We start from the raw sequence: 24,871 nt of genomic DNA, 5'->3' as shown, positions 1-24,871 counted from the left end.
TGGTGTTGTATTTCATTTGAGCGTAAAGGTGGCGTAAGCGCGTGCCGGGTGCAATCAGCATCTTAAGAATAATACAGATTTCATAGTGCCCCGCACGAAAACCCCTGTCCCATCCGCAAAGAGCCACAGCCCATGCTCAAACTGGACCCATTCCTTATCGGTCTGACCGTTACAATTATTCTCGCCACGGTCCTGCCGTGCCATGGGGCTGCCGTGCCGGTTTTCCATTGGCTTACCATTATCGTCATTGCCGTAATGTTTTTCCTGCAAGGTGCGAGGCTTTCCCGCAAGGCAGTTGTGGACGGCGTCATGGCGTGGCGGTTGCATCTGATTATTCTGACCTGCACCTTTGTGATGTTCCCGCTGCTGGGGCTGGCTGCGCATGCGCTGATGCCGGGCCTTTTAGAGAATGATATCTGGGTGGGGATGCTGTTCCTGTGTTGCCTGCCCTCCACAGTGCAGTCTTCCATTGCCTTTACGTCTATCGGCGGGGGCAATGTGCCTGCGGCTGTGTGTGCTGCCACGGCCTCCAACATTGCCGGGATTTTCATAACGCCTTTTCTGGTCGGTCTGGTGTTGAGTAAGCACGGTGGGACATCCGGCAATGTGCTGGATATTGTATTCCAGCTTCTGCTGCCTTTTGTTCTGGGCCAGTTGCTTCAACCATGGATTGGCCGGTGGGCGCACCGGAACAAAAAGCTGCTTTCCCTGACTGATCGTGGGTCTGTTCTGATTGTGGTTTACACGGCGTTTAGTGAGGCCGTCATGCAGGGGCTGTGGCACCGGCTGCCACTTAGCCAGCTTGGTATGATCGCACTGGTCGATTTCCTATTACTGGTCTGTGTGCTGCTGATAACCACATATGGCAGCCGTCTGGCAGGGGTGCCGCTGCGTGATGAAATTGCCATTGTGTTCTGTGGTTCCAAAAAAACACTGGCTTCTGGTGTGCCGATGGCCAATGTGCTGTTTCCCGCAGCCTCTGTCGGGCTTATCGTCCTGCCGCTGATGATCTATCACCAGATTCAGTTGTTTGTCTGTGCGGTGCTGGCCAGAAAGTTTGCCCGTATGACGCAGGAAAATGCGGAAGGCCTGCCAGCGGTAGGAGTGCCGCAAAAGGAGTAAAACGTGGCGGGGCTTGATCCGGAAAACTGGGACGCATTGCGGGCGCTTGGGCACCGCATGCTGGATGAGATGCTGGATAACGTGCAGAACGTGGCCTCCGGCCCGGTCTGGCTGCCCATGCCAGCCGCTGTCAGGCAGGAGTTCCGGCAGGCTGAACTGCCAACGCAGGAAACGCCACTGACAGCTCTATATGAGCAGTTTGCGCAATCTGTTGTGCCGTATGCCACTGGCAACCGTCATCCCCGCTTTATGGGGTGGGTACATGGCGGCGGCACAGCGCAGGGGATGTTGGCCGAGATGCTGGCTGCGGGTCTGAACGCCAATCTTGGCGGCCGGGACCACGCACCAATCGAGGTGGAGCGGATGGTAATCCGCTGGGCCGCGACCATGCTGGGCTTTCCGGAAACCGCGACGGGCGTTCTGGTAACGGGCTCTTCCATGGCGAATTTTATTGCCGTGATCACAGCCAGCCGTGCTGTGGAGGGTGGTCTGGACATACGCTCTCACGGTCTGGCTGGCCGCAGGCTGGTTGGTTATGCCGCCCAGACTGCCCATGGCTGTATTGCCCGTGCGTTTGATATGGCCGGGCTTGGCACCCAGGCGCTGCGTCTGGTGCCTGTTGATGCTGATTTCCGCATGGATCTGGCGGTATTGCGGCAGATGGTGGCAGCAGACCGCGCCGCCGGGCTTGAACCATTTATGGTGGTCGGCACGGCGGGGACCGTGGATACCGGCTCGATTGACCCGCTTGCGGCTTTGGCTGATTTTGCTGAGGCTGAAAACCTCTGGTTTCATGTTGATGGCGCATTTGGAGCCATGGCACGTCTTTCCCCTGATCATGCTTCGGCTCTGGCCGGGATGGAGCGTGCCAACAGCATTGCCTTTGATTTCCACAAATGGGCACAAACGCCGTATGACGCCGGGTGCGTTCTGGTGCGCGAAGAGGGGCGGCAGGCCGCGGCCTTTGCGCAGTCTCTGGCATATCTGTCCCGAGAGGATCGCGGGCTGGCTGCTGGTGCGCCGTGGTTTTGTGATCTTGGGCCGGATCTCTCCCGAGGGTTCCGGGCTCTGAAAGTCTGGTTCACGCTGGCATCATTCGGCACGGAGCGGCTTGGCCAGATGGTGTCACACTGTTGCGCTGTGGCGCGGTATTTGGCGGCGCGGGTTCAGGCTTCGCCCAGCCTTGAACTGCTTGCCCCGGTTACGCTCAATATCGTCTGTTTTCGGGTACGGGCACCCGGTACGGATGAGGACGTGCTGAACGGGGATCTGGTAAAAGACCTGCATGAGAGCGGCGTTGCGGCTCCCTCAGCCACAATCGTGCACGGGAAGCGGGCCATTCGGGCGGCCATCGTCAATCATCGCACGATGGAAGGCGATGTGGATCTGATGCTGGAGACGTTGCTGGACCTAGCGGACAAACGGCTTGGGACCAAACTGGAGCGTGAGGCGGCCTGAGCGTTTTGAAGAGCGTTCAGGACAGGGCAGAACTCCCGCTTTTTCTCGGCCCGGATGCAAAACATGCGTCCGGGCCGAGATGTTTAAACGGGGGGGGACGCATAAGCCGATCCGGTATGCATGTTTGCGTCTGAATGCGTTGTCTTTTGTCCCGACGTTACAGTGTTAGGGCTGCAAGACTGCCTGTTTCAACTGCCAATCCATCCCGCTGGCGCTCAATGCTAAGCTTTTGAAACAGCCTCAAAGAGAGAAAGACGGTTTTTAACGCCGTCTGTTTTTATTGCGGCGACCGGGCCTGTTCTGTTTTTCATCAAACAGGCCAGAGAGGGCTTGGAGCATAGTGCCCCCTAGTTCTTCCGCATCGGTAATCGTGACGGCGCGTTGATAATAGCGGCCCACGTCATGGCCAATGCCAATGGCTGTCAGTTCCACCGGGCTGCGTTCTTCAATCTGATGAATCACGGCGCGTAGATGGTCTTCCAGATAGGAGGCGGGATTGACGGACAAGGTGCTGTCATCCACCGGCGCGCCGTCTGAAATGACCATCAGAATTTTGCGGGCTTCCGGGCGGCCTCTAAGGCGCTTCCACGCCCAGAGCAGGGCTTCGCCGTCAATATTTTCCTTCAGCAACCCTTCACGCAGCATCAGGCCCAGATTGGGGCGGGCCCTCCGCCACGGCATGTCGGCGGCTTTGTAGATAATGTGGCGCAGATCATTCAGGCGTCCGGGTTCCGCCGGTTTGCCATCCTTGGTCCACTGTTCACGGCTTTGGCCGCCTTTCCATGCGCGCGTTGTAAAGCCGAGAATTTCCACTTTAACGCCGCAGCGTTCCAGTGTGCGGGCCAGAATGTCCCCGCAGGAGGCCGCTACGGATATCGGGCGTCCGCGCATGGAGCCGGAATTGTCTATTAAAAGGGTGACAACCGTATCACGAAATTCTGTCTCCCGTTCCCGCTTATAAGAGAGCGAGAGCATCGGGTTCACCACAATGCGGGAGAGGCGGCCTGCATCCAGCATACCGTCCTCAAGGTCAAATTCCCATGAGCGCGTTTGTTGCGCCATCAGGCGACGTTGCAGCTTGTTGGCCAGTCGGGAGACAACACCATGCAGCGTGGCCAGTTGCACATCAAGCTGGTGCCGCAGGCGGTTCAACTCTTCTGGGTCACACAGGTCTTCGGCTTTGATTTCTTCATCAAAGGCCGTGGTGTAGGCGTGGTAGCCTCCAGCAGTTTCTCCGGGTTCACGGTCCGGGTTGCCGCCCGGCCCTGCGGCTTCACCCGTGCCATCCGAGCCTTGCCCTTCCCGCTCTTCTTCCAGTGTTTCGGGCGAGGCTTCTCCGCCGCCGCCCATCAGTTCCGGCTGCGGGACGGGGTCGGATGAGGAGTCCGGCTCTGGTGGAACGTTCTCTTCCTGTCCTTCCGGGGGCGGGGCGTTGTTTTCGTCATCCCCGGCGGCAGAGTCGGCACCGTTTTCATCGGCGTCCATCTCGTCAGACGGGCTTTCATCCTCCGTCAGAGAGCAGGCTGCCAGAAGTTTCCGGGTCGCTTTGGAGTAAGCGGCCTGATCATCCTGACTGAGTGCGAGATTTTTTAGAGCCGTCCGGGCTTGTGGAGAAAGGGTGGCCTGCCATTTACGCAGAATGGTTTGCGCGGCGTCAGGTGCCGCTTCGCCCGTCAGATACTCACGGGCCAGCAGTTCCAGCGCAACCGCTGGGGAAAGCTCGGCAGGGTCCGTAATCCGGTCCAGCCCTGCTGCTTTGCAGTCATTTTCCAGCCTGTGGCGCAGGTTTGCCGCAACCCCGCGCATGTGCCGCGCGCCGACAGCCTCGATACGGGCCTGCTCAAGGGCGTCATACACTTCTCGCGCCACGGAATCGTCTGGCTGGTGGGTGCGGTGCAGGTCAAAATCATGATGCTTCACCCGCAACGCCTGCGCATCGGCGGCCCCGCGGATACGCTCAATTTCTTCCGCATCCATATGGCGGGAGGGCTGGGGTAGGCGGATTTTTCCGGCAAGGCTGATCGGTCCCACAGGCATGTTGCCTGTGTGGAACGACACGTCCGTATCCCGCTGCCCGCCGATTGCCCGCAGCGTTGCCGCCGTGGCCTGCTTGAAGGCATCCACTTTGGTCTGCCCGGACTCGCTTTCTGGCCGGTTATGGCCAGACGGTGGAGCGTGCGCTCCTTTCCTGCTGTCAGCCATTGCTAAAGCCGCTCTCCGTTCGTGCTTGAGGCACCCTTATCGGGGCAAGGGGCTTTTATTGAAGCAGCGCTGATAATACTCCGCCACCATGCCGCGTTCCGCTTCATCACACTTGTTGAGGAAGGTGACGCGGAAGGCAAAAGCCGTGTCCTTGAAAATTTTCTCGTTTTCAGCCCACGCAATAACAGAGCGCGGGGACATGACGGTGGAAAGGTCTCCCGCCATAAAGCCTGCGCGTGTCAGTTCCGCGAGGGCGACCATGCTTTCAATCGTGCGGCGGGCTTCTCTGTCATCCGGGCTGATACCCATGCGGGACATGACGATGCCCACTTCCTGCGCATGGGGCAGATAGTTCAGGGAGGTGACGATGTTCCAGCGGTCCATCTGGCCCTGATTGATCTGCTGCGTGCCGTGATACAAGCCGGTCGTATCCCCCAGCCCGATGGTGTTGGCGGTGGCAAACAGGCGGAACCACGGATGCGGTTTGATCACGCGGTTCTGATCAAGCAGGGTCAACTGACCTTCCACTTCCAGCACGCGCTGGATGACGAACATCACATCCGGGCGGCCTGCGTCATATTCATCAAACACCAGAGCGCAGGGGTGCTGGAGGCACCACGGCAGTAGGCCTTCCTGAAATTCTGTAATCTGCTGGCCGTCCCGCACCACAATGGCATCCTTGCCGATCAGATCGATACGGGAGACATGGCTATCCAGATTGATGCGCACACACGGCCAGTTCAGTCGGGCGGAAATCTGTTCGATATGGGAGGATTTGCCGGTTCCGTGGAAGCCCTGCACCATCACGCGGCGGTTGAAGGCGAAGCCTGCCAGAATGGCCAGCGTGGTGTCATGGTCAAACAGATAGGCGGTATCAATTTCGGGCACATGCTCCGTGCGGATGGAGAAGGCCGGAACCATCATGTCAGAATAGAGCCCAAACACCTCGCGCACAGAAACCTGAAGATCAGGCGCAGAAAGAGCTGAAATCGGGGGAAGAGCGCCTGTAGGGCTCAGGCTGGCAGAATCAGTCATTCTTTATCCGTCTGGTAGGTGGAGCATTCCGATCAAAGCAGGCAGACACAGTGTAGGGTGTGTCCGGGCTGCCCCGTCATAACGCTGGCAGCATGGCATGGTCACCCCGCTTTTTCGAGGTCCCGTGATGTAAGATGTGCCCTGACGACCGTGAACGCAACATTGATGCTTTTCAGGCGCTCTTCCGAGCGCTTATCACCATTATTGGCATCCGGGTGGTGCTTGCGGGCTAGAGAGCGGTAACGCGCTTTTGCATCTTCCAGCGTGACGGGCCATGGCAGGCCGAGTGTTGCCAGCGGTTCACGCAGCGCGTCGGGCGTTTCAGGCCGCCCACGGTTTTTAACACGTTCCGCGCGGGAGCGGCGGTTCTGGCCCAGAATATCAAGCGGGTCGAGCACGTCTTCTTCCTGAAACGTCTGCTTGCCCGGCTTTGCACTCTGGCCAAACGCCCAGGACGGCCGATCCCATGCGATATCGGCACGCAAATGCGCTTCTATCTGGCCGGGTGACATCCCTTTGTAGTAATCCCACCGTGCGTTATACTCCCGCACATGCTCGAGGCAGAACCAGTAATACTGGTTAAGAGTCTCGCGTGAGCGGGGGGCACGGTAGCCTGCCGGCTTTTCACAATTAGGCATGTCACAGCAGCGCTGGGGCGCATCCGGGTCCGGATCGAACGCCCGGTGACGGGTATTCCTTCGCTTCATCATGAGGGTTATGTGCGTGCTGGTGTGTTCAGTGCAAGAGGGAACGTAGGATGACGCAACGCAATTCAGCTTCCACGACTGAGGCAGATGGCCTCCGTGCCCGTCGGGTGCGGGAGACTCTGACGGCCGCCTTTGAACCCGCGCGGCTTGACATTCTGGATGAAAGCAGCCGCCATGCGCACCATGTGACCAAGCCGCGTGGCCCGGAAGCCGGAGCGACGGAGACGCATTTTCGCGTGCATCTTGTCAGCCATGTGTTTGCGGGCGTGAGCCGGGTCAACCGGTCCCGCATGGTGCATGATGCGTTGTGCTACGAATTTGGCAGCGGTTTGCATGCCCTTGCTTTGACACTCCGCACGCCGGAAGAAGAAAGCGCTCTTGCATGAGTCAAAAGATGTCTGGCTTGAGCCGCCGCACAGTGATGGTGCTGGCTCCGGCTTTTCTGGCTGCGTGCGCCACCGGGCAGGGAGGGCGCACCGCACCACAGGCCAGTGATACGGCGCGGGTAGAAGCATGGCTGCGGGCCGCAAAACTCGAGAATGTGCCGTTTACGCAGACATGGCCGAACGGGGCGACAGGCGGAGGGCTGCTGACGTATCACGCTGGCTACCTGCACCTTAACTACAGCGTGCCGCATAAAATGGACCTTGAGGCGTCCGGTGCGCACGCCGTGTTCAAGGACAGTCAGACAGGTTCTGAAACACGCATGGGGCTGGCCCATAATCCGCTGGGTGTGCTGATGGGAAATCCCATCACACTGTCCGGCCCCGTCACGGTGACGGATATTCAAAAACCGCCGGGGATTTTGCAGATTTCGCTCACCCGCACGGAAAATCCGTCACAAGGGCTGGTGACACTGATTTTCCGGGATGCAGGCGGCGTTCTAGACCTCTACGAAATTCGCATTCTGGATGAACGGCAGCGGACCCTGTTTATTCGTCTTGGAGAGGCATGAGCGCGGACGGCGTGCTGCCAAAAACAGTCCGCCAGTTTTCTGCAAGTGCGGCATCAAGCTGCGGCATCGTGACATTCAGCCCCAACTTTTCAAAACTGGTAACGCCAAACTCACGGATGCCGCAGGGCACAATGCCGTCAAAATCCGACATGCGGGGATTCAAGTTGATGGAGACCCCGTGCCAGCTTACCCAGCGTGAGACGCGGACCCCGATGGCGGCAATTTTTTCTTCCAGCCCGGTTGCGGGGTCTATCACCCACACACCTACGCGCCCGTCACGACATTCCCCTTTCAGCCCGAATGTCGCGAGGGTGCGAATGACCCATTCTTCAAGCCCGTGAACGTAAGATCGCACATCCCGCGCACGAACTTCCCCATGCGGATTATGCAGGTCCATCATGACGTAAGCGATTCGCTGCCCCGGCCCGTGATAGGTCCATTGCCCACCCCGCCCAGCCTCAAAGGTCGGGTAGTTATGCGGGTTGAAGAGGTCTTCCTCTTTGGCGGAGGTGCCTGCCGTAAAAAGGGGGGGATGTTCCAGCAGCCAGACCCGTTCCTTTGCCTCATCAGCGCGGATGTCCCGCGCCAAAGTTTGCATCCGTGTCAGTGCGGCAGGGTAGGGAACGGGCTTTTTGCTTATTTCCCATAAAAAACATCCATTGGTCATTGCCGCGTGTTCTCGCTTCGGTTATAGGGCTTCTCACCAAACGGTATCGCCTTTCAGATGCTGGTTGTCACGTGCGGTCGTGGCGGAATGGTAGACGCGCAAGCTTGAGGTGCTTGTGGGGGAATACCCCGTGGAAGTTCGAGTCTTCTCGACCGCACCATTTTTCAGCTCTCACAAAAATCAGTTTGAAATCCTTCTGATTTCTGTGAGAGCTGTTTTTTCTCAAAATATTAAATTTTTAACAGATTAGAGCAGCAATCTGGCTCGTTTGGCCATATTCAGGCCCAGCTTTCCCGGTTTAAGAGACCCCTGAGCTTTGTTGCTGTATCGGTCAGACGAATCCTGCGCGCTTTCGTGTAAGCGCTCTCAGTTTTGATGGGGGGCAGGATTGATTTGACGAAAGGGGCTTCCCGCGATTACGTGCCACAGAGGTCACTTTGTTTATAACTTATTTTTAAGGTGTCGTATTCGTGTCCAAGCCCAAGCCTTTACGTAAAGCAGTCCTGCCGGTTGCAGGGCTAGGTACACGCTTCCTTCCGGCGACCAAGGCCATGCCGAAGGAAATGCTGACAGTCGTTGACCGGCCTCTGATTCAGTACGCCATTGATGAAGCGCGTGAAGCCGGAATTGAAGAATTCTGCCTGATCACAGGGCGTGGCAAAGATTCTCTGATCGATTATTTTGATATTGCGTATGAACTTGAAGCGACCCTGCGTGAACGCAACAAGCTGGATACGCTGAAGGCTCTGGAGCCCAGCTCCATTGAAGCAGGGGCTCTGGTTGCTGTGCGTCAGCAGGAACCGCTCGGTCTGGGTCATGCCATCTGGTGTGCCCGCAGCTTTATCGGGGATGACCCGTTTGCCATTCTGCTGCCCGACGATATCGTGAAATCCGGCACCTCCTGCGTCAAGCAGTTGGTGGACGCCTATAACCAGACTGGCGGAAATGTTGTGGCGGTTACGGAAGTGCCGCGTGAACATACCAACCGTTACGGTATTCTGGACATTGGCAAGGATGATGGCCGTCTTGTGGAAGTGAAGGGCCTTGTTGAAAAGCCCAAGCCGGAAGATGCACCGTCCAACCTGTCCATTATTGGCCGTTACGTGCTGACCGCAGATGTCATGGAACATCTGGCCAAGCTTGAAAAAGGTGCTGGTGGTGAAGTGCAGTTGACGGACGCCATGGCCAAAACCATTGGGCATGTGCCGTTCCATGGTCTGCGCTATGAAGGCGAGCGTTTTGACTGTGGAAACAAGATCGGTTTCCTTGAAGCGCAGATTGCATTCTCTCTCGAACGGCCTGACCTTGCTGACGACGTGAGAGCGTTTCTGAAGAAATATACCTCTCAGATTTGATGAGGTTCACCCACACGTTCAACCCGACCAGTCTCCGCGAATATGATATTCGCGGGATTGTCGGGAAAACGCTTACGATAGAAGATGCCTTTGCCATCGGTCGTGCCTTTGGCAGTGTTGTCAGGCGTCGTGGCGGCAAGACGGTTGTAACCGGCTATGATGGCCGCTTGTCTTCTCCATCTATGGAAGAGGCGTTGGTTCAAGGTCTGGTTGCCTGCGGGTTGACCGTTGTGCGGGTCGGGTGCGGCCCGACCCCCATGCTGTATTTTGCCTCGGTCACCATGCAGGCCGATGGGGCAGTGATGGTGACGGGGAGCCATAATCCGGCAGATTATAATGGTTTCAAGATGATGCTGGCCGGAAAGCCTTTTTTCGGTCCGCAGATTCAGGAACTGGGTGTGCTTGCCAGCACTGGGGATGTTGTTCCGGCGGAACAGGGTGCTGTGCGTGCGCTGGATTTGCGGACAGACTATGTGCGCAGGCTGTTGCGGGATTGGGATGGCGGCAGCAGGCCGCTGAAAGTTGTCTGGGATAGCGGCAACAGTGCCGCGGGTGACGTCCTGCAAAAACTGGTGGCCGGATTGCCGGGTGAGCATACGGTTCTGAATGGTGCGATTGATGGCCATTTCCCGGCACATCATCCGGACCCGACGGTTGCGAAAAATCTTGAGCAACTCATAACGGAAGTGCGCCGCCAAAAAGCTGATATCGGTCTGGCGTTTGATGGTGATGCAGACCGCATTGGCGTGGTGGATGATCAGGGAGAAATTCTCTGGGGAGACCAGATTCTGATCCTGCTGGCGCGTGATGTTCTAAAAACCCATCCGGGTGCTACGATTATTGCGGATGTCAAAGCCAGTCAGGTTTTGTTTGATGAAGTGAAGGGGGCCGGTGGCAAGCCGTTGATGTGGCGAACCGGGCATTCTCTTATCAAAACAAAAATGGCGGAAACAGGCTCGCCGCTCGCCGGGGAAATGTCCGGCCATATTTTCTTTGCTGATAAATGGTACGGGTTTGATGATGCCTTGTACGCCGCTGTCAGGCTGTTGGGCATTCTCTCTCGTCAGGACAAACCGCTTTCTGCCCTAAGAGAAGCGTTGCCGCGCACGGTTTCAACGCCGGAAGTGCGTTTTGACTGCGATGATACGCGCAAGTTTAACGTGATTGAGGAAGTTGCCGCCCGCCTACGGAAAGCAGGGGCGGATGTTTCTGAAATTGACGGTGTGCGCGTCAACACGCCTGATGGCTGGTGGCTTCTCCGTGCCTCCAATACGCAGGCTGTGCTGGTGGTGCGGGCTGAGGGACCAGACGAGGCGGCTTTGGACCGACTAAAGCAGGCCGTAGTCACGCAACTGGCGCAGTCAGGGCTTTCAGCGCCAGATTTCTCCGGGAACAACGCTGGTCACTAACGCTTGCTGAACACTGAGGGAGCGGGCAGGGTGAGTGCGCGCGGTAAGTGGTTCGTTGTGCAACCCCGAGCGGAAACGCGCACCGGCTTGAAGTTTCCCGATTGCATGACCACTTTGGGCTTCGACAAAATGTTTTCCTACGACTATATAGAGGACCTATGTTGTCCGGTTTAGTGGACCCTGCGGGGCGCCGCATCTCTTATCTTCGTGTTTCCGTCACAGATCGGTGTGACATGCGGTGTACATACTGCATGTCCGAACGCATGACTTTTCTGCCGCGCGCGGATGTTCTTGATTTTGAAGAACTGCTCCGGCTGTGTCAGGTGTTTGTAAAACATGGTGTCAAGCGGCTGCGGATTACCGGTGGTGAGCCGCTGGTGCGGCGTGATATTGGCCCGTTTTTTGAAGAACTGGGCCAATGGCTGCACCATCCTGAACAGCAGGGTACGCTGGAAGAACTGACACTCACAACCAATGGTAGCAGGCTGGCTCTTTATGCGCAGACTCTGTTTCAGGCCGGAGTGCGGCGCGTCAATGTCAGTCTGGATACGCTGGATGATGCACGTTTTACCCGCATTACCCGACGCGGAAAGCTGTCGGCCACGCTGGAGGGTATTCGCGCGGCGCGTGAGGTTGGGCTTGCGGTGCGGGTCAATGCCGTCGCCATGGCGGGCGTGAATGAGGATGAGTTTGACGCCATGCTCGCATGGTGTGGTGAAATAAGCGCGGATCTGTGTCTGATTGAAACCATGCCGATGGGAGATACGGGTGAAGACCGGACGGCGCGATATCTGCCTTTGTCAAACGTGAAGGCTGATCTTGCGCGCCGCTGGACGCTGGAGCCGCTGGCGGACCGTACAGGGGGGCCAGCCCGCTATATGCGCGTTGCGGAAACGGGGCAGCGGATCGGGTTTATTACCCCCATGAGCCACAATTTCTGCGCAACCTGTAACCGTGTGCGTCTGTCCTGCACGGGGCAGCTTTATACCTGCCTCGGGCATGAAGACGGCGTGGATTTACGCGCCATTCTGCGGTCTGGCGGGGATGACGCTGCTATTCTGGCGGGCATACAGGCCGCCATTGACCGCAAGCCACTGGCGCATGACTTCATGCTCGGCTCAAAACCCGGAGAGGTAGCTGGTCCCGTCCGCCATATGAGTGTGACAGGCGGTTAAGCCGGGTTGCTATCGGAGGGTGTTGCCAGACGATGTTGCAGAGGATGCAGGCGGTGTGTCTGTCAGGGCAGCCTCCAGACTATGCGTGAATGCGCCGGGTTTTAAGGGTTGCTGCTGCGTGGGGGCTGGAGCCCATGCCGTCAGGATAGCCATATGCAAAGGCATGGCGAATGACTCTGCGCCGTCCGGATTTATTTCAGCCGCTGCGGCGGGAAAAAGAAGGCGCGGTGGTATTGTGCGGCTGCGGAGTGCGAGAGCATTCGTCTCTCCCGCGGCCCGTAAATCCTGCAACAGCGCCATAAGCGAGCGGTACCGCAAATCCAGCTTTTCTGTATCCACAACCGGCAGGGCAAAACCGGCGCGCTGGAGCAGATGCGCGCAGCTTTGTTGTGTTGGCAGGGGTGATACGCGGGGGGAAATTCCGTCGCTCAGCGCGAGTTCCGCATCGTCCAGAGCCTGCCGGAGTGGGCGCAGGGTAGGCAGGATAGGCATGCTGGCCAGAAACAGGCCATCCGGCTTTAGGCACTGGCGGACTTGGGTCAGCGCGCCGGGGAGGTCGTTGATCCAGTGTAGGGACAGGTTTGCGGTAATCAGGTCAAAGCTGTGGGGGGCAAACGGAAGTGCCTCTTCATCTGCGCAGAGCGCCACGCCTGACGCACAGGCGGCCATGGAGGGCGAGAGGTCTGACGAGATGACAGAAATATCCTGTGCCGTCAGACGTTCCGCCATGACCCCGCGCCCCCCTATATCCAGAGCGTGGGTAAATTGGCGGGTGACGTCGCTCAGCCGGTCCAGCAGAATATCCGCAGCAGCGTCGAGAATGGGCATGACCGAACTTTGCAGTCTGGCGGCGCGGTTTCTATGTGCTTTGACAGCCTTGCGGTCAAAAATGACGGGGGCATCCATAATGGTGAAATCTGCGCGTTTCCGTGTGTCTTGCCAAGGGTGCAGGTACTGGAAATCTGCACGATACGAGGCTTTGTGATGCGGTGGGGTCGTGCTCGCAGGATAGGACGCGCGGCGCTGGATGGTCTGTTTCCGCCCACCTGCCTGTTATGTCACGCGGACGTGGCGCAGGCCGGTCTGCTGTGTGCAGACTGCTTCGGGCGTTTGCACACTATGGTGCCGCCCTGTTGTGATGCCTGCGCAACGCCACAAGTGGCAGAGGCCTATATCGGGTCTGCGGGATTATGTCCGGCTTGCGAGCGCCATCATCCAGTGTGGGCGCATGCACGTGCGGCGTTTTTGTATGATCAGGCAGGGCGAGACCTCATCCTGCATCTGAAATATGCGGACAGGCTTGAGAACGCCCGTTTTCTGGCAAACCGCATGGTGCAGGCGGGGCGGGATATTCTAGCACCGGATGTGGTTCTGGTGCCTGTGCCGGTGCATCGTTGGCGTCTGCTTGGGCGGCGTTATAATCAGGCCGCCATTCTGGCTGGAGCCGTGGCCCGGAGAGTGGGTGTGGGCTGCGTGCCAGATGCCTTGGTGCGGAGAAAGGCCACATCCCGTCTTGCCAGTTTTTCGCCGCAGGAGCGGAAAGCTGAAATGGTCAATGCCATCACGCTGCATCCCCGCCGTGCGCGTTTGATTACAGGTCGGTCTGTTGTGCTGGTGGATGATGTTCTGACAACCGGGGCCACGGCATCGGTCTGCACGCAGGTTTTGCTAGAGGCCGGGGCGGCATCGGTCAGTTTGCTGGTTGCGGGGCGTGTGCCCGCGCAAAAAGAAGTTGATCTTGATTTTCCAGTCATGGAAACGAATGTCTAAGCAGAGGTGCTCGGTGTCCGGCCCAGCCTGCACGGCACAGGGTCAGTTTATGCGACCAGTATGAGAATGAGGAAACGGCAGAATGCCCGCAATAGAAATTTATACGCAGCCCGGTTGCCCGTACTGCATTCGCGCAGTGCGTCTTCTGGAGTGCAAAAACGTGGCGTTTAAGGAAATCAATGCGCCGCGCGGCACCCCGGAGCGCGAGCAGGCGACTGAACGCTCCGGCGGGAGCACAACCGTGCCGCAGACCTTTGTGGACGGGAGGCCTCTGGGTGGCTGTGATGATCTGATGCGTCTGGAGCGGCAGGGGCAGTTGGATGCCGCCTTGGGTCTGGCAGGCTGACGGAGAAAGATGGGAGGATGATCTGCTATCGTTTGCGATGCCGCACGGGTCATGAGTTTGAGGGCTGGTACCGTGACAGTGCGACATTTGCGCAGTTGCAGGCGGGAGGCCTTCTCTCCTGCCCGGAATGCGGTAACGCAGACGTGCAGCAGGCCCTCATGGCCCCGGCTATCGCCAGACAATCCCGCACTGCACAGGCAGAAACCGTGGCGGAGAAACCCGCAGGAGCGGTTTTGCCAGACCAGATGCTCGCGGCTCTCCAGAAAATCCGGCAGGCCGTTGAGGCCGGGTGTGACAATATGGGTAGTCGCTTTGCGGAAGAAGCCCTGCGTATCCATCATAAGGAAGCGCCAGAACGCGGGATTTATGGTCAGGCTTCGGAAGAAGATCGGGCCATGCTGGCGGAAGAAGGCGTGACGACTCTGACTATTCCGTGGGTGCGCCGAGCGGATGGGTGAGTGTTGAAGGGCTGGCGGTATCGTGGCATGACCTGCAGCGGGGTTCTGCCCACAACATCGTCATGATGGTGTGTCGGATAAGGGGGAAGAGCAGCGTGACTCTCAAAAACGCAGGGATGATGGCGTCCCTCAGCGCGTTTCTGCTCAGCGCCGCACTGCTGGCGCCGGTTCAGGCGCGTGCGGAAGCGCCGGAGAGCGTCTTTATGGGCTATTGGCTCAGCCAAGGGCATGACGGTGTTTTTAAAATTGGCATGTGTGGTGATACGGTGTGCGGCCAACTCGTTGGGTTGAGCTATCAGGGAAACGATGTTCCCAAAGACCACAAAGGGCGGTCTGAATGCGGCATTCAGATGCTCACCGGCTTTCGGCGCTCATCCGACGATGACAAACGCTGGAATGGCAAAATTCTCGATCCGGATAGCGGGAATGTCTATCAGGCGCAGATATGGTCTCCCGAAAAAAATGTGCTGAAGTTGAGAGGCTATATAGGATTGCCACTTTTTGGTGAAACACAGACATGGACGCGTTATGAAGGAACATTAGGGCCTGTCTGCAAAATGCCCTGAAATAAAAAGAACAAGGCGATTACAGGATGACACACTCCTTTTCCCGACGTATTTTTGGTCTGGGTAGTTTTGCAGGTGCCTTGACTGTCTCGCTGCCAGCAAAGGCAGCCGATGATACAGCAAAAGCCCCCTCTCAGGATGATAAGCCTGCGCACAGAACACTCTGTTACGTTGGCGGCTATACCAAGCACGGGCCGCCCGGTGGGAATGGAGAAGGGATTAGTGTCTTTGAGATGGATCAGAAAACCGGCCTTCTGACGCATCTGACAACCTTTACCGATATCGCCAGCCCGTCCTACATCACGCTCTCACCGGACCACCGTTTTCTCTATGCTGTCAGTGAGATCAATGATTTTGATACCGCGCATAGCGGTTCGGTCACGGCGTTTCTGGTTGATCAGGCAACGGGGGGCCTGAAAAAGCTGAACACCGTCGCGTCAGGCGGGGCTGACCCCGCGCACCTGAGTGTTCATCCTTCTGGCCGGTACGTCATGGTGGCCAATTATACCGGCGGCACCATTGGCATTATCCATGTGCATGCGGATGGCTCTCTTGGGCGCATAACGGACCTCATTCATAATTCTGGCCCCCGGATGCCGGACCGCGCCGCCGATAATCCGTCCGGTAACTTTGCCGTGAGTGACCATTCTTCCGCGCATCCGCATATGATCAAAACAGATCCGAGCGGTCGGTTTGTGCTGGTGATGGATGCTGGGCTGGACCGGGTCTATGTCTGGACCATCAATCTGACGACAGGCAAGCTCTCACCCGCGGCCGTTCCGTTTACAACCATGACGCCCGGTTCCGCCCCCCGGCACTTTGTTTTCGGGGCTGGTGGCAAAAAGCTTTATCTGTTGTGTGAGCAGGATTCCAAAGTCGTGGTGGCGGATTTTGACCCGCAGACAGGCAAGATATCCCCCCAGCAGACAGTCAGTACCGTGACAGCCCATTTCCGTGGCAGTACCCTTGCCGCCGGGATTGTGCTCTCTCCAGATGAGCATTTTCTGTATGTGTCCAACCGGCTGGGGGACTCGCTGGCGGTCTTTCAGGTTGAAACAGATGGAAGTCTGACGCTGGTGGATGAAATCTGGACACATGCCGATTATGGCCGGTCACTGATGTTCGACCCGTCTGGCAGCTACCTCTATGTTGCAAACCAGAGGAGTGACTCCATCACGTCATTCCGCGTGGATAAGACAACTGGCAAGATCAGTTTCACATGGGACTTCACGCCGACTGGAAGTCCCACATGCTTTGAATTCATAACGCTCGCCAGACGCCCGGAAGACGCTATCCCTTCCTGAAGGCGGCGATGTAATTCACGCTTAGATCCCGGCTCTTTTTCCATCCTGAGAGAGACGGGGTCATGCCTGCTATCGCTTCAATACGGAGATTGGCCTCCCGCCCAAACCGGCCCAGTTCCGCCGGGGTGAGAAACTTCCGCCATTCATGCGTGCCAATAGGAAGCAGACGGAGCACATATTCCGCCCCAATCTTGCCCACGGCCAGTGACCGCAGGGTGCGGTTCATGGTGGAGACAATGACCATGCCGCTCGGTTCGACCAGATCGGAAAGCATTTTCATAAATGCTTCAGGATCAGTAACATGCTCAATAATTTCTAAGGCAACAACGGCATCAAATTTTGCCTTCTCCGCAACCAGTTCTTCAGCGCTGCCAACCCGGTAATCCAGTGTTCCAGACCCTGCGAGCAGAGGGTGCGCGTCCAGATGGGCGCGGGCTGCGGAAATGCCATCGGCGGATGCATCAAGGCCCAGCACGTCATGTCCCGCTTTGGCTAAAGCCTCGCTGGCAAGACCAGCCCCACAGCCAATGTCCAGCACCCGCACATGGCGCGTGGTGCGGCCGCGCATGGGGAAGTGGCGGCAAGCCCATTCAATGCGCAGGGCGTTCATGGCATGCAGCGGGCGCATGGGGCCAGTTGGGTCCCACCACTGGCTGGCCAACGCGCTGAAGCGGGCAATTTCTTCAGGGGAAACGGAAGAAGCAGCGTCTCGGCTGGAGGGATGCATGGAACAAATTCCTTTCCTGCTAATCTCCCCCGCTGGACGAGAGGGGGCCGGGAAGGGTATGTGACGCGCCTTGTGAAGCTTCGCAACCATTTGCAGCGCGTCTGGTGGAGAAAAAAGTTATGCCCGGTTCCGTCCCTCGGATCGTCATGAAGTTCGGTGGAACATCCGTGGGGGATATTGAGCGTATTAAGGCCGTTGCCGAACGTGTCAAAAAACAGAAGGACGCTGGCTGTGATGTGCTGGTGGTTGTCTCGGCAATGGCCGGGGAAACCAACAAACTTGTCGGCTTTTGTGATAGTCTCTCTGACCTGCATGACGCGCGGGAATATGATTCCATTGTTGCCACGGGTGAGCAGGTGACAAGCGGCCTCCTTGCCATCGCGCTGCAAAAGCTGGGCGTATCCTCACGCTCCTTTGCGGGCTGGCAGGTGCCTATTCGGACCGACTCGGTCCATGGCAAGGCCAGTCTGGATACGATTGACGGGGAACGCCTGCTGGGCTGCATGGCCGAGGGCACGGTGCCGGTTGTTGCGGGCTTTCAGGGTGTGGGGCCGGATGGCCGTGTGACAACGCTGGGGCGTGGAGGCTCTGATACCTCTGCCGTAGCGCTTGCCGCTGCCATCAAGGCGGACCGCTGTGATATTTATACCGATGTGGACGGGATTTACACGACAGACCCGCGCATTGTGGCCAAAGCGCGCAAACTTGAAAAAATCACCTACGAGGAAATGCTGGAACTCGCCTCCGTAGGGGCCAAAGTGTTGCAGACGCGCAGCGTGGGCCTTGCCATGCGTGAGCAGGTGCGTGTTCAGGTACTATCAAGCTTTGTGGATGGTCCGGCGCTGGTTGAAGGTGAATTGCCCGGCTCTCTTGTGGTGGATGAGGACGAAATCGTGGAAAAGAAACTGGTAACCGGCATTGCGTATTCCCGTGATGAAGCGAAGCTTTCGGTCAGGCGTATTCCTGATCGTCCGGGCATTGCCGCGGCGATTTTCGGCCCGCTGAGCGAAGCCAATGTCAATGTGGACATGATTGTGCAGAGCACGGGCGCTGACGGCACAACGAACATGACATTCACTACCACCAAGACCGATCTGCCCCGTGCCATCAGCACACTGGAATCCGTGCGCGATGCGGTGCAGTATGAAGAACTGGCAACAGACGCCGATGTGGTAAAAATCAGTGTGGTGGGGACTGGTATGCGGTCCCACGCCGGAGTGGCCGCCACCATGTTCCGTACGTTGTCTGAGCGGTCTATCAATATTCAGGTGATTTCTACCAGCGAGATCAAAGTGTCCGTCCTGCTGTCTGCCGAGTATGCAGAACTGGCCGTGCGCGCCCTGCACACAGCATATGGACTGGATAATGTCTGAACTTGTCCCCTCTGACCTGAATGCACCCCCAACGGACGCCGAGAGAGCCCGCGCCAGAAAGCGCTTTGACCATCTGTGCAAGCGCGGCACGGACTTTCTGGGCACGGACTACGCCATTCTTGGCGGTGCGATGTCTTGGGTGAGTGAGCGGACTCTGGTCTCGGCCATATCCAACGCTGGCGGCTTTGGCGTGATTGCCTGCGGGGCCATGCAGCCGGAAAGGCTGGCGGAAGAAATTGCAGCCACCCGTGCGCTGACGGACCGCCCGTTTGGTGTCAACCTTATCACCATGCATCCGCAACTCAATGAGTTGGTGGATGTCTGTTTGCAGGCGGGTGTGGGGCATATCGTTCTGGCAGGGGGTATTCCACCGGGTGCGGCCATCAAGGCGGCTAAGGACGGAGGTGCCAAGGTGGTTGCCTTTGCTCCGGCTCTGGTGCTGGCCAAACGGCTGATCAAGATGGGTGTTGATGCGCTGGTGATCGAAGGTGCTGAGGCCGGTGGTCATGTTGGCCCGGTTTCCCTGACGGTGCTTGCGCAGGAAATCCTGCCGCATATTGATCAGGTTCCTGTGTTTGTCGCGGGTGGTCTGGGGCGTGGCGATGCGCTGCTGTCCTATCTGGAACTGGGGGCCTCCGGTGGTCAGCTTGGAACACGGTTTGCCGCGGCGACGGAAAGCATCGCCCATGAAAAATTCAAGAACGCGTTTGTGCGCTCCAACGCGCGAGATGCCATTACATCCATCCAGTTGGACGAGCGTTTCCCAGTTATCCCCGTGCGGGGGCTGGTGAATGAGGGCAGCCGCCGCTTTATTGCGCATCAGGCAGAAGTGATTAACCGCTTCCAGAGTGGTGAGCTGACGCGCGAGGAAGCCCAGCTTGATATCGAACATTTCTGGGCTGGTGCTTTGCGGCGCGCTGTGATTGATGGGGATATTGAAAACGGGTCTGTCATGGCCGGGCAATCTGTTGGTATGGTGAAGGCCGTTCAGCCGGTGGCTGAAATTATTTCTGACCTTGTTGAGCAGGCTGTTACGGCACTTGTCCGCCAGCAGCGGCGCATGGATTGCAATGGCTGAAACCGGTTCTGTTCCAGAGCAGGAAATTCCTGTTTTCACGCTTCCTTTACCTGATGTGGAAAGCCTCGGGGTGGGGGCGGCGTTGCGTGTGCGGCGGGAGCAGCTTGGTTGGTCTTTGGCGGATGTCGCGGCATGGCTGCGTATCCGGGAGTCTTATCTGGAAGCGCTGGAGAGCGGGCGGGCAGGTGTCTTCCCCGCAGAGGCCTATGCGTTGGGCTTCCTGCGTACGTATGGGGCGGCTCTTGGGTTTGATGCTTCAACACTGGTGCTACGGTATAAGCGGGAAGGTAAAGGTGGCGGGGGGAAGCCGGACCTGACATTCCCCGCACCAGTTCCGGACCGGCGCATTCCCCCCGGTGTGAGTGTGTCTCTCGGGCTCGCTGTCATTCTTGCCAGCTACGTCGGGTGGTATCATTTTATCGGGCACGCGCCACCAACACCTGAGCGTGTCCCGCCTGTGGCGGCCATTATTCCAGACGCACAGACAAAAAACGCTCCCTCTCCGCAGGTGGCCTCCATTCTTCCCGGCCCTGATGCTGTGCCGTCTCCCAAGGCAGCAGATCACGGAGCGGCATCTGCCGCATCGCATGATGCCGCGGTAAAGCCTGCGCAGATACCGGGCGATGCGCAGTCCCCTTCGGATCTGACAGCCCAAAATCCGGATTTCTCAAAGCCTTCTTCTGACTTGCAGAATAGCGGTGCGCCAGCGGCGGGCACTGTTGCTGATGGAGCCAGCGTCACCGAGGGCGGAAGCACTACGCAGGCAAGCACGACTCAGCCTGTGGCGGAGCCGCCCGCCGTTGCCGCGCAGGGAGTGCCGGGTCATCAGCCAGATAACCAGATAATCATGAAGGCCATCGCACCCAGTTGGGTGCAGGTGAAGGACGCCAGCGGTAAGGTCGCGTATGATCACATCATGCAGGTGGATGACCAGTGGTCCGTGCCGACAGAGGGCGGTCCGTATAGCCTGACAGTCGGGAATGCGGGAGGCATTGTGCTGAGCGCCGGTTCTGTCACCACTCAGCCGCTGGGGCGCAAGGGTGCCGTGCGAAGGAAGCTGGTGCTGACGCCTGAGGCCATCACGGATGGTTCTCTGGGGACGGGCACGCAGGCTGGGGCTCCATCGGCGGGCGTGAGCGGTTCAGAGGGTGCTGCGTCAGGTGCAAAAGGACTCACAGCCCCCTCTTCATCGGTAGAAAAATCGTCCGCCGGTGTTGGTGGAGCGGGGGAGGCTACGCCTCTTCCCGGTTTAGCGGGGCAGCCTCAGGGAGAGGCTCCGTCAGCAGATGCGCCTGCTGCTGTAAGGCCAAAGCCGCGCCCCCGGCCAAAACCCCAGAAAAAGGCCGAATCCAGTGCGGATGATCTGAATGCTCGTCAGCTTCAGGGGATAACCGGGCACTGAAAGGCTGTTTTTCGTGCTTTCATGTAGCCAATGCGCGTTGATTTTGGCAGGAAGGCATCAAACGTAATAGGGCAGGCGCGCGGCGGAACGCGGTTTGCCTGACAACTGTCGTCTCGACAAAAGGATCTAACATGAGTGGCTACCGGCCTTACCAGCACATCGAGCGTCGGAAATCACGGAAAATCCATGTCGGCAAGGTAGCCGTCGGTGGGGATGCGCCGATTTCCGTCCAGACCATGACCAACACTCTGACCACTGACGCGCAGGCCACGATCGAACAGATCCGCCGCGCGGAACTGGCCGGCGTGGATATCGTGCGCGTGTCCTGCCCGGATGAGGAAAGCACAAAGGCGCTGGAAGAAATCGTGCGGGAAGTGAATGTGCCCATCGTGGCCGATATTCACTTCCATTATAAACGCGCGATTGAAGCCGCCAAAGCTGGTGCGGCCTGCCTGCGTATCAACCCCGGTAATATTGGCAGCCCTGAGCGCGTGCGTGAGGTTGTTCAGGCCGCCAAGGACTATGGCTGTTCCATCCGTATTGGTGTGAATGCCGGGTCTCTGGAAAAGCACCTGCTGGAAAAATACGGTGAGCCCAACCCCGAAGCGCTGGTGGAAAGTGCTCTGGAACACGCTAAAATTCTGGAAGATCATGACTTCCGTGAATTCAAGATCAGCGTGAAAGCGTCTGACGTGTTCATGGCCGTTGCCGCCTATCAGCAACTGGCTGATGCGTGTGACTATCCGCTGCATATCGGCATTACGGAAGCTGGCAGCAAGCGTGCTGGCACCGTGAAATCCTCCATTGGTCTGGGCAATCTGCTGTGGGCCGGTGTGGGGGATACCATGCGTGTGTCTCTGTCCGCTGCTCCGGAAGAAGAAGTGCTGGTTGGCTGGGATATTCTGAAATCTCTCGGCCTGCGCCACCGTGGCGTGAAGATCATTTCCTGCCCTTCCTGTGCGCGTCAGGGCTTTAATGTGGTCGAGACGGTGCAGACGCTGGAAGATCGTCTGGCACATATCAAAACACCATTGACCCTCTCCATCATCGGCTGCGTGGTGAATGGACCGGGTGAAGCACTGATGACCGATCTGGGTGTGACCGGCGGTGGCTCTGGCCGTCATATGGTCTATTCCGCAGGCAAGCAGGACCATACCGTTCCGGGCGCGGACATGATCGAGCATGTTGTGGAACTGGTGGAAGCCCGCGTGGCCGCCATTCAGGCGGAAGAAGTCAAGGAAAAGGCTGAAGGTATTGTGCCGGAACTGCCGGAAATGTCTTCCGCAAAATAAGGTCTGACGGCGCGCGGGTTGCCTTCGGGCTGCTGCGCGCCATGCAGGGTTTTTCTTTTTATTACTGAGCAGGACAGGGCATCCGGCGGCTTGTGGGCTGTACGGGTGTCGCGTCGGGAGTCATTCGTGAGCAGCATTCAGCCCGTAAGAGGAACGCACGACCTTATTGGGGAGCAGCAGCGCCGCCATGCTCATGTGGTGTCTGTGGCCCGCCATATTGCTGGCCTGTATGGGTTTGATGAATGGGCGACCCCGATTTTTGAAGAAACCCGCGTCTTCTCTCGCTCTCTGGGCGATACGTCGGACGTGGTATCCAAGGAAATGTATTCCTTCAATGACCGGGACGGCGAAAGCCTGACCCTGCGGCCGGAAGGCACGGCGGCCATCTGCCGCGCGCTGGTCACCAACGGTCTGACCCAGTCTCTGCCCCAGAAGGTTTTTTATGCCGGGCCGATGTTCCGGTATGAGCGCCCGCAGAAGGGGCGGTATCGCCAGTTCCATCAGATTGGGGCCGAATTGATGGGTGCGGCGGAACCGCTGGCCGACGCTGAGGCCATTGCTCTGGCGCACCAGCTTCTGACAGCCCTTGGCGTGGCGGATGATGTCACACTGGAACTGAATACGTTGGGTGATACCGCCAGCCGTGACGCTTGGCGTGCGGCTCTGGTCGCGTATTTCTCCGGGCATAAGGACAAGCTTTCCGAAGATAGTCTGACCCGTCTGGAAAAAAATCCGCTGCGTATTCTGGACAGCAAGGACGCGGGGGATCGTGTTTTGGTGGCCGATGCGCCGATGATGGAAGAGTTTCTAACGCCGGACGCACGTGCCTTCTGGGATGGTCTGCGGCGGACGCTGGATGGGTTCGGAATTGCCTATAAGGTCAATCCGAGCATCGTCCGGGGGCTGGACTATTACAACCACACGACCTTCGAGTTCGTGACACGCCGCCTTGGCTCTCAGGGCACCGTGTTGGCGGGTGGCCGGTATGATGGGCTTGTGCAGCAGATGGGTGGTCCGGAAGTGCCGTCCATTGGCTGGGCTGCCGGGATCGAGCGTCTCGCCATGCTGCTTGAAGCAACGCCTGCCGCGCCGCAGTCGGTTGTTATCGTGCCGGTAGGGACGCCGGATGAAAATGCTGTGCTGGCTATTCTGCAAACGCTGCGTCAGCAGGGTGTGCGCGTGGAAATTGGTTATCGGGGCTCTCTGCGCAAGCGGATGGAGCGGGCAGGGAAGCAAAACGCGAGCCATGTTCTGTTCCTTGGGGATGATGAACTGGCGCGCGGCAGCTTCCGTGTGAAAAATATGGCAACGGGTGAAGAGGCAGAGGTCTCGCGTGAGACGCTATTTTCCAACGCCGCCAGCGTGTTTGCAAAAGCAGGTGAGTCTGCCGCGCAATGACTTTGGATGAACGGCTGGACATCATTGTTAGCCGGGCGCTGGAGTTGGAAGCCCTGCTGGCAAGTGGTGTGAGTGGGGAGGCCTTTACAAAGGCCTCTCGGGAATACGGGGAGATAGAACCCGTTGTGTCCCGTATTAACGCGTTGCGGACGGCGGAGCAGGACGCACGTCAGGCAGAAGCTCTGCTGGCTGATCCTGAAATGAAGGAACTGGCCGAGGCCGAACTGGCGGACTTGCGTGAGGCGCTCCCTCACCTGCGGCAGGACGTACGCCTCGCCATGCTTCCGCGTGATGCGGCGGATGAGCGCAGCGCCATTCTGGAAGTCCGGCCTGCGGCAGGCGGGGATGAGGCGGCTCTGTTCGCGTCAGAACTGTTTGATCTGTATCGCCGTTATGCGGACCTGCGCGGCTGGCGTTTTTCTGTCATGGATTATGATGAAAGCGAACTGGGCGGCCTGCGCTGCGGCATTGCGGAAATTGCTGGCAAAGGCGTATTTGCCCGCCTGAAATATGAATCCGGGGTGCATCGCGTCCAGCGTGTGCCTGCTACGGAAAGTCAGGGCCGGATCCATACGTCAACCGTCACGGTGGCCGTGCTGCCGGAAGCGGAAGAGGTGGATGTCACTATTGATGAAACCGATTTGCGCATTGACGTCTATCGCGCCTCCGGCGCGGGTGGACAGCATGTGAACAAAACGGAAAGTGCCGTGCGCATTACCCACATGCCCAGCGGCATTGTGGTGGCCATGCAGGAAGAAAAAAGCCAGCACAAGAACAAGGCCAAGGCCATGAAGATCCTGCGGGCGCGGCTGTATGAGCAGCAGCGGGCGCAGGCGCATGAATCCCGCGCGGCGGACAGGCGCTCTCAGGTTGGCACGGGGGACAGGTCCGAGCGCATCCGCACCTATAATTTTCCGCAGGGGCGCGTGACGGACCATCGTGTTAACCTGACGCTCTACAAAATTGATCGCATCATGCTGGGTGAGATTGACGAGTTTGTAGATGCGCTGACACAGGAAGAGCAGGCGGCCTTGCTTGCAGCAGAAGGTCTGTAACGCCTGTGCAGGCTATT

The 24,871-nt window shown here is 58.2% G+C and carries 24 protein-coding genes and 1 tRNA gene; 19 read left to right on the top strand and 6 right to left on the bottom strand.

The features are described 5' to 3' along the window. The first annotated feature begins 132 nt into the window (after positions 1-132). Both AD949_RS12220 and AD949_RS12215 read left to right on the top strand, forming a co-directional pair. Complete coding sequence (locus AD949_RS12220) at positions 133-1,122, top strand: bile acid:sodium symporter family protein (RefSeq protein ID WP_048836015.1); 990 nt, start codon at positions 133-135, stop codon at positions 1,120-1,122. Between the two features lie 3 nt (positions 1,123-1,125). After that, on the top strand, positions 1,126-2,580 hold the full coding sequence (locus tag AD949_RS12215) for a pyridoxal phosphate-dependent decarboxylase family protein (protein WP_048836016.1): 1,455 nt from the start codon (positions 1,126-1,128) through the stop codon (positions 2,578-2,580). Between the two features lie 261 nt (positions 2,581-2,841). Here AD949_RS12215 and cobT read toward each other — a convergent pair whose 3' ends face one another. The 3 genes from cobT to AD949_RS12200 all read right to left on the bottom strand — a co-directional run bounded on the left by cobT (position 2,842) and on the right by AD949_RS12200 (position 6,527). After that, a complete protein-coding gene (gene cobT / locus AD949_RS12210; RefSeq protein WP_048836017.1) occupies positions 2,842-4,782 on the bottom strand; it encodes a cobaltochelatase subunit CobT in 1,941 nt (646 codons plus the stop codon). Positions 4,783-4,818: 36 nt separating this feature from the next. Continuing rightward, positions 4,819-5,817: an AAA family ATPase gene (locus AD949_RS12205; RefSeq protein WP_048836018.1), complete on the bottom strand. Its 999-nt coding sequence runs from the start codon at positions 5,815-5,817 to the stop codon at positions 4,819-4,821. 101 nt (positions 5,818-5,918) lie between these two features. Continuing rightward, the gene (locus tag AD949_RS12200; protein WP_082064737.1) at positions 5,919-6,527 is read right to left on the bottom strand and encodes a DnaJ domain-containing protein; all 609 of its coding nucleotides are present in this window, start codon (positions 6,525-6,527) and stop codon (positions 5,919-5,921) included. 47 nt (positions 6,528-6,574) lie between these two features. On the opposite strand from AD949_RS12200, the gene AD949_RS12195 reads away from it, so the two are divergent. Then, a complete protein-coding gene (locus AD949_RS12195; protein ID WP_048836019.1) occupies positions 6,575-6,910 on the top strand; it encodes a BolA family protein in 336 nt (111 codons plus the stop codon). 8 nt (positions 6,911-6,918) lie between these two features. Continuing rightward, the gene (locus tag AD949_RS12190) at positions 6,919-7,479 is read left to right on the top strand and encodes a hypothetical protein (RefSeq protein WP_096430260.1); all 561 of its coding nucleotides are present in this window, start codon (positions 6,919-6,921) and stop codon (positions 7,477-7,479) included. Here AD949_RS12190 and lipB read toward each other — a convergent pair. Beyond that, complete coding sequence (lipB, locus tag AD949_RS12185; protein WP_048836021.1) at positions 7,457-8,146, bottom strand: lipoyl(octanoyl) transferase LipB; 690 nt, start codon at positions 8,144-8,146, stop codon at positions 7,457-7,459. The genes AD949_RS12190 and lipB overlap by 23 nt on opposite strands. Before the next feature lie 73 nt (positions 8,147-8,219). Between lipB and AD949_RS12180 the strand changes: the two genes are divergently transcribed. The 4 genes from AD949_RS12180 (at position 8,220) to moaA (ending at position 12,085) form a co-directional block, all read left to right on the top strand. Further along, positions 8,220-8,306: transfer RNA gene (locus AD949_RS12180), tRNA-Leu, on the top strand. A 310-nt stretch (positions 8,307-8,616) separates the two neighbouring features. Continuing rightward, positions 8,617-9,501 (top strand): UTP--glucose-1-phosphate uridylyltransferase GalU, encoded by an 885-nt coding sequence (gene galU / locus AD949_RS12175; RefSeq protein ID WP_048836022.1) that lies wholly within the window; start codon positions 8,617-8,619, stop codon positions 9,499-9,501. After that, positions 9,501-10,910: a phosphoglucomutase/phosphomannomutase PgmG gene (gene pgmG / locus AD949_RS12170; protein ID WP_048836023.1), complete on the top strand. Its 1,410-nt coding sequence runs from the start codon at positions 9,501-9,503 to the stop codon at positions 10,908-10,910. The genes galU and pgmG overlap by 1 nt, the downstream gene beginning before the upstream one ends. A gap of 158 nt (positions 10,911-11,068) precedes the next feature. Continuing rightward, positions 11,069-12,085, top strand: coding sequence for a GTP 3',8-cyclase MoaA (gene moaA, locus AD949_RS12165; protein ID WP_048836024.1), 1,017 nt, complete (start codon positions 11,069-11,071; stop codon positions 12,083-12,085). A 9-nt stretch (positions 12,086-12,094) separates the two neighbouring features. Here moaA and AD949_RS12160 read toward each other — a convergent pair whose 3' ends face one another. Next, on the bottom strand, positions 12,095-12,991 hold the full coding sequence (locus tag AD949_RS12160) for a methyltransferase domain-containing protein (RefSeq protein WP_048836025.1): 897 nt from the start codon (positions 12,989-12,991) through the stop codon (positions 12,095-12,097). A gap of 78 nt (positions 12,992-13,069) precedes the next feature. On the opposite strand from AD949_RS12160, the gene AD949_RS12155 reads away from it, so the two are divergent. From AD949_RS12155 to AD949_RS12135, 5 genes are all read left to right on the top strand, one after another. After that, on the top strand, positions 13,070-13,855 hold the full coding sequence (locus AD949_RS12155; protein ID WP_048836026.1) for a ComF family protein: 786 nt from the start codon (positions 13,070-13,072) through the stop codon (positions 13,853-13,855). An 82-nt stretch (positions 13,856-13,937) separates the two neighbouring features. Then, positions 13,938-14,201: a glutaredoxin 3 gene (gene grxC, locus AD949_RS12150; RefSeq protein ID WP_048836027.1), complete on the top strand. Its 264-nt coding sequence runs from the start codon at positions 13,938-13,940 to the stop codon at positions 14,199-14,201. A 17-nt stretch (positions 14,202-14,218) separates the two neighbouring features. Next, entirely contained in the window at positions 14,219-14,659 is a 441-nt protein-coding gene (locus AD949_RS12145; protein ID WP_048836028.1) for a DUF1178 family protein, read from the top strand. Between the two features lie 95 nt (positions 14,660-14,754). Beyond that, positions 14,755-15,225: a DUF2147 domain-containing protein gene (locus AD949_RS12140; protein ID WP_244463379.1), complete on the top strand. Its 471-nt coding sequence runs from the start codon at positions 14,755-14,757 to the stop codon at positions 15,223-15,225. A gap of 26 nt (positions 15,226-15,251) precedes the next feature. Further along, positions 15,252-16,529 (top strand): lactonase family protein, encoded by a 1,278-nt coding sequence (locus AD949_RS12135; protein ID WP_048836029.1) that lies wholly within the window; start codon positions 15,252-15,254, stop codon positions 16,527-16,529. On the opposite strand, the gene ubiG is transcribed toward AD949_RS12135, so the two are convergent. Continuing rightward, positions 16,516-17,256 (bottom strand): bifunctional 2-polyprenyl-6-hydroxyphenol methylase/3-demethylubiquinol 3-O-methyltransferase UbiG, encoded by a 741-nt coding sequence (gene ubiG, locus AD949_RS12130; RefSeq protein ID WP_048836030.1) that lies wholly within the window; start codon positions 17,254-17,256, stop codon positions 16,516-16,518. The two genes, AD949_RS12135 and ubiG, sit on opposite strands and share 14 nt — an antisense overlap. 119 nt (positions 17,257-17,375) lie before the next feature. Here ubiG and AD949_RS12125 point away from each other — a divergent pair, with 119 nt between their 5' ends. The 6 genes from AD949_RS12125 (at position 17,376) to prfA (ending at position 24,854) form a co-directional block, all read left to right on the top strand. Next, positions 17,376-18,629, top strand: a complete 1,254-nt coding sequence (locus AD949_RS12125; RefSeq protein ID WP_048836031.1) for an aspartate kinase — start codon at positions 17,376-17,378, stop codon at positions 18,627-18,629. Further along, entirely contained in the window at positions 18,622-19,707 is a 1,086-nt protein-coding gene (locus AD949_RS12120; protein ID WP_048836032.1) for an NAD(P)H-dependent flavin oxidoreductase, read from the top strand. Before AD949_RS12125 ends, AD949_RS12120 begins: the two co-directional genes overlap by 8 nt. After that, entirely contained in the window at positions 19,670-21,109 is a 1,440-nt protein-coding gene (locus AD949_RS12115; RefSeq protein ID WP_048836033.1) for a helix-turn-helix domain-containing protein, read from the top strand. Before AD949_RS12120 ends, AD949_RS12115 begins: the two co-directional genes overlap by 38 nt. A gap of 131 nt (positions 21,110-21,240) precedes the next feature. After that, on the top strand, positions 21,241-22,401 hold the full coding sequence (gene ispG / locus AD949_RS12110) for a flavodoxin-dependent (E)-4-hydroxy-3-methylbut-2-enyl-diphosphate synthase (protein ID WP_048836034.1): 1,161 nt from the start codon (positions 21,241-21,243) through the stop codon (positions 22,399-22,401). Positions 22,402-22,527: 126 nt separating this feature from the next. After that, a complete protein-coding gene (gene hisS / locus AD949_RS12105) occupies positions 22,528-23,799 on the top strand; it encodes a histidine--tRNA ligase (protein ID WP_048836172.1) in 1,272 nt (423 codons plus the stop codon). After that, entirely contained in the window at positions 23,796-24,854 is a 1,059-nt protein-coding gene (prfA, locus tag AD949_RS12100) for a peptide chain release factor 1 (protein ID WP_048836035.1), read from the top strand. The genes hisS and prfA overlap by 4 nt, the downstream gene beginning before the upstream one ends. The last annotated feature ends 17 nt before the right edge of the window (positions 24,855-24,871 follow it).

The organism is Acetobacter orleanensis (genome assembly GCF_001581005.1).
Lineage (GTDB): Bacteria > Pseudomonadota > Alphaproteobacteria > Acetobacterales > Acetobacteraceae > Acetobacter > Acetobacter orleanensis.
This window is presented reverse-complemented; position numbering and strand designations above follow the sequence as displayed.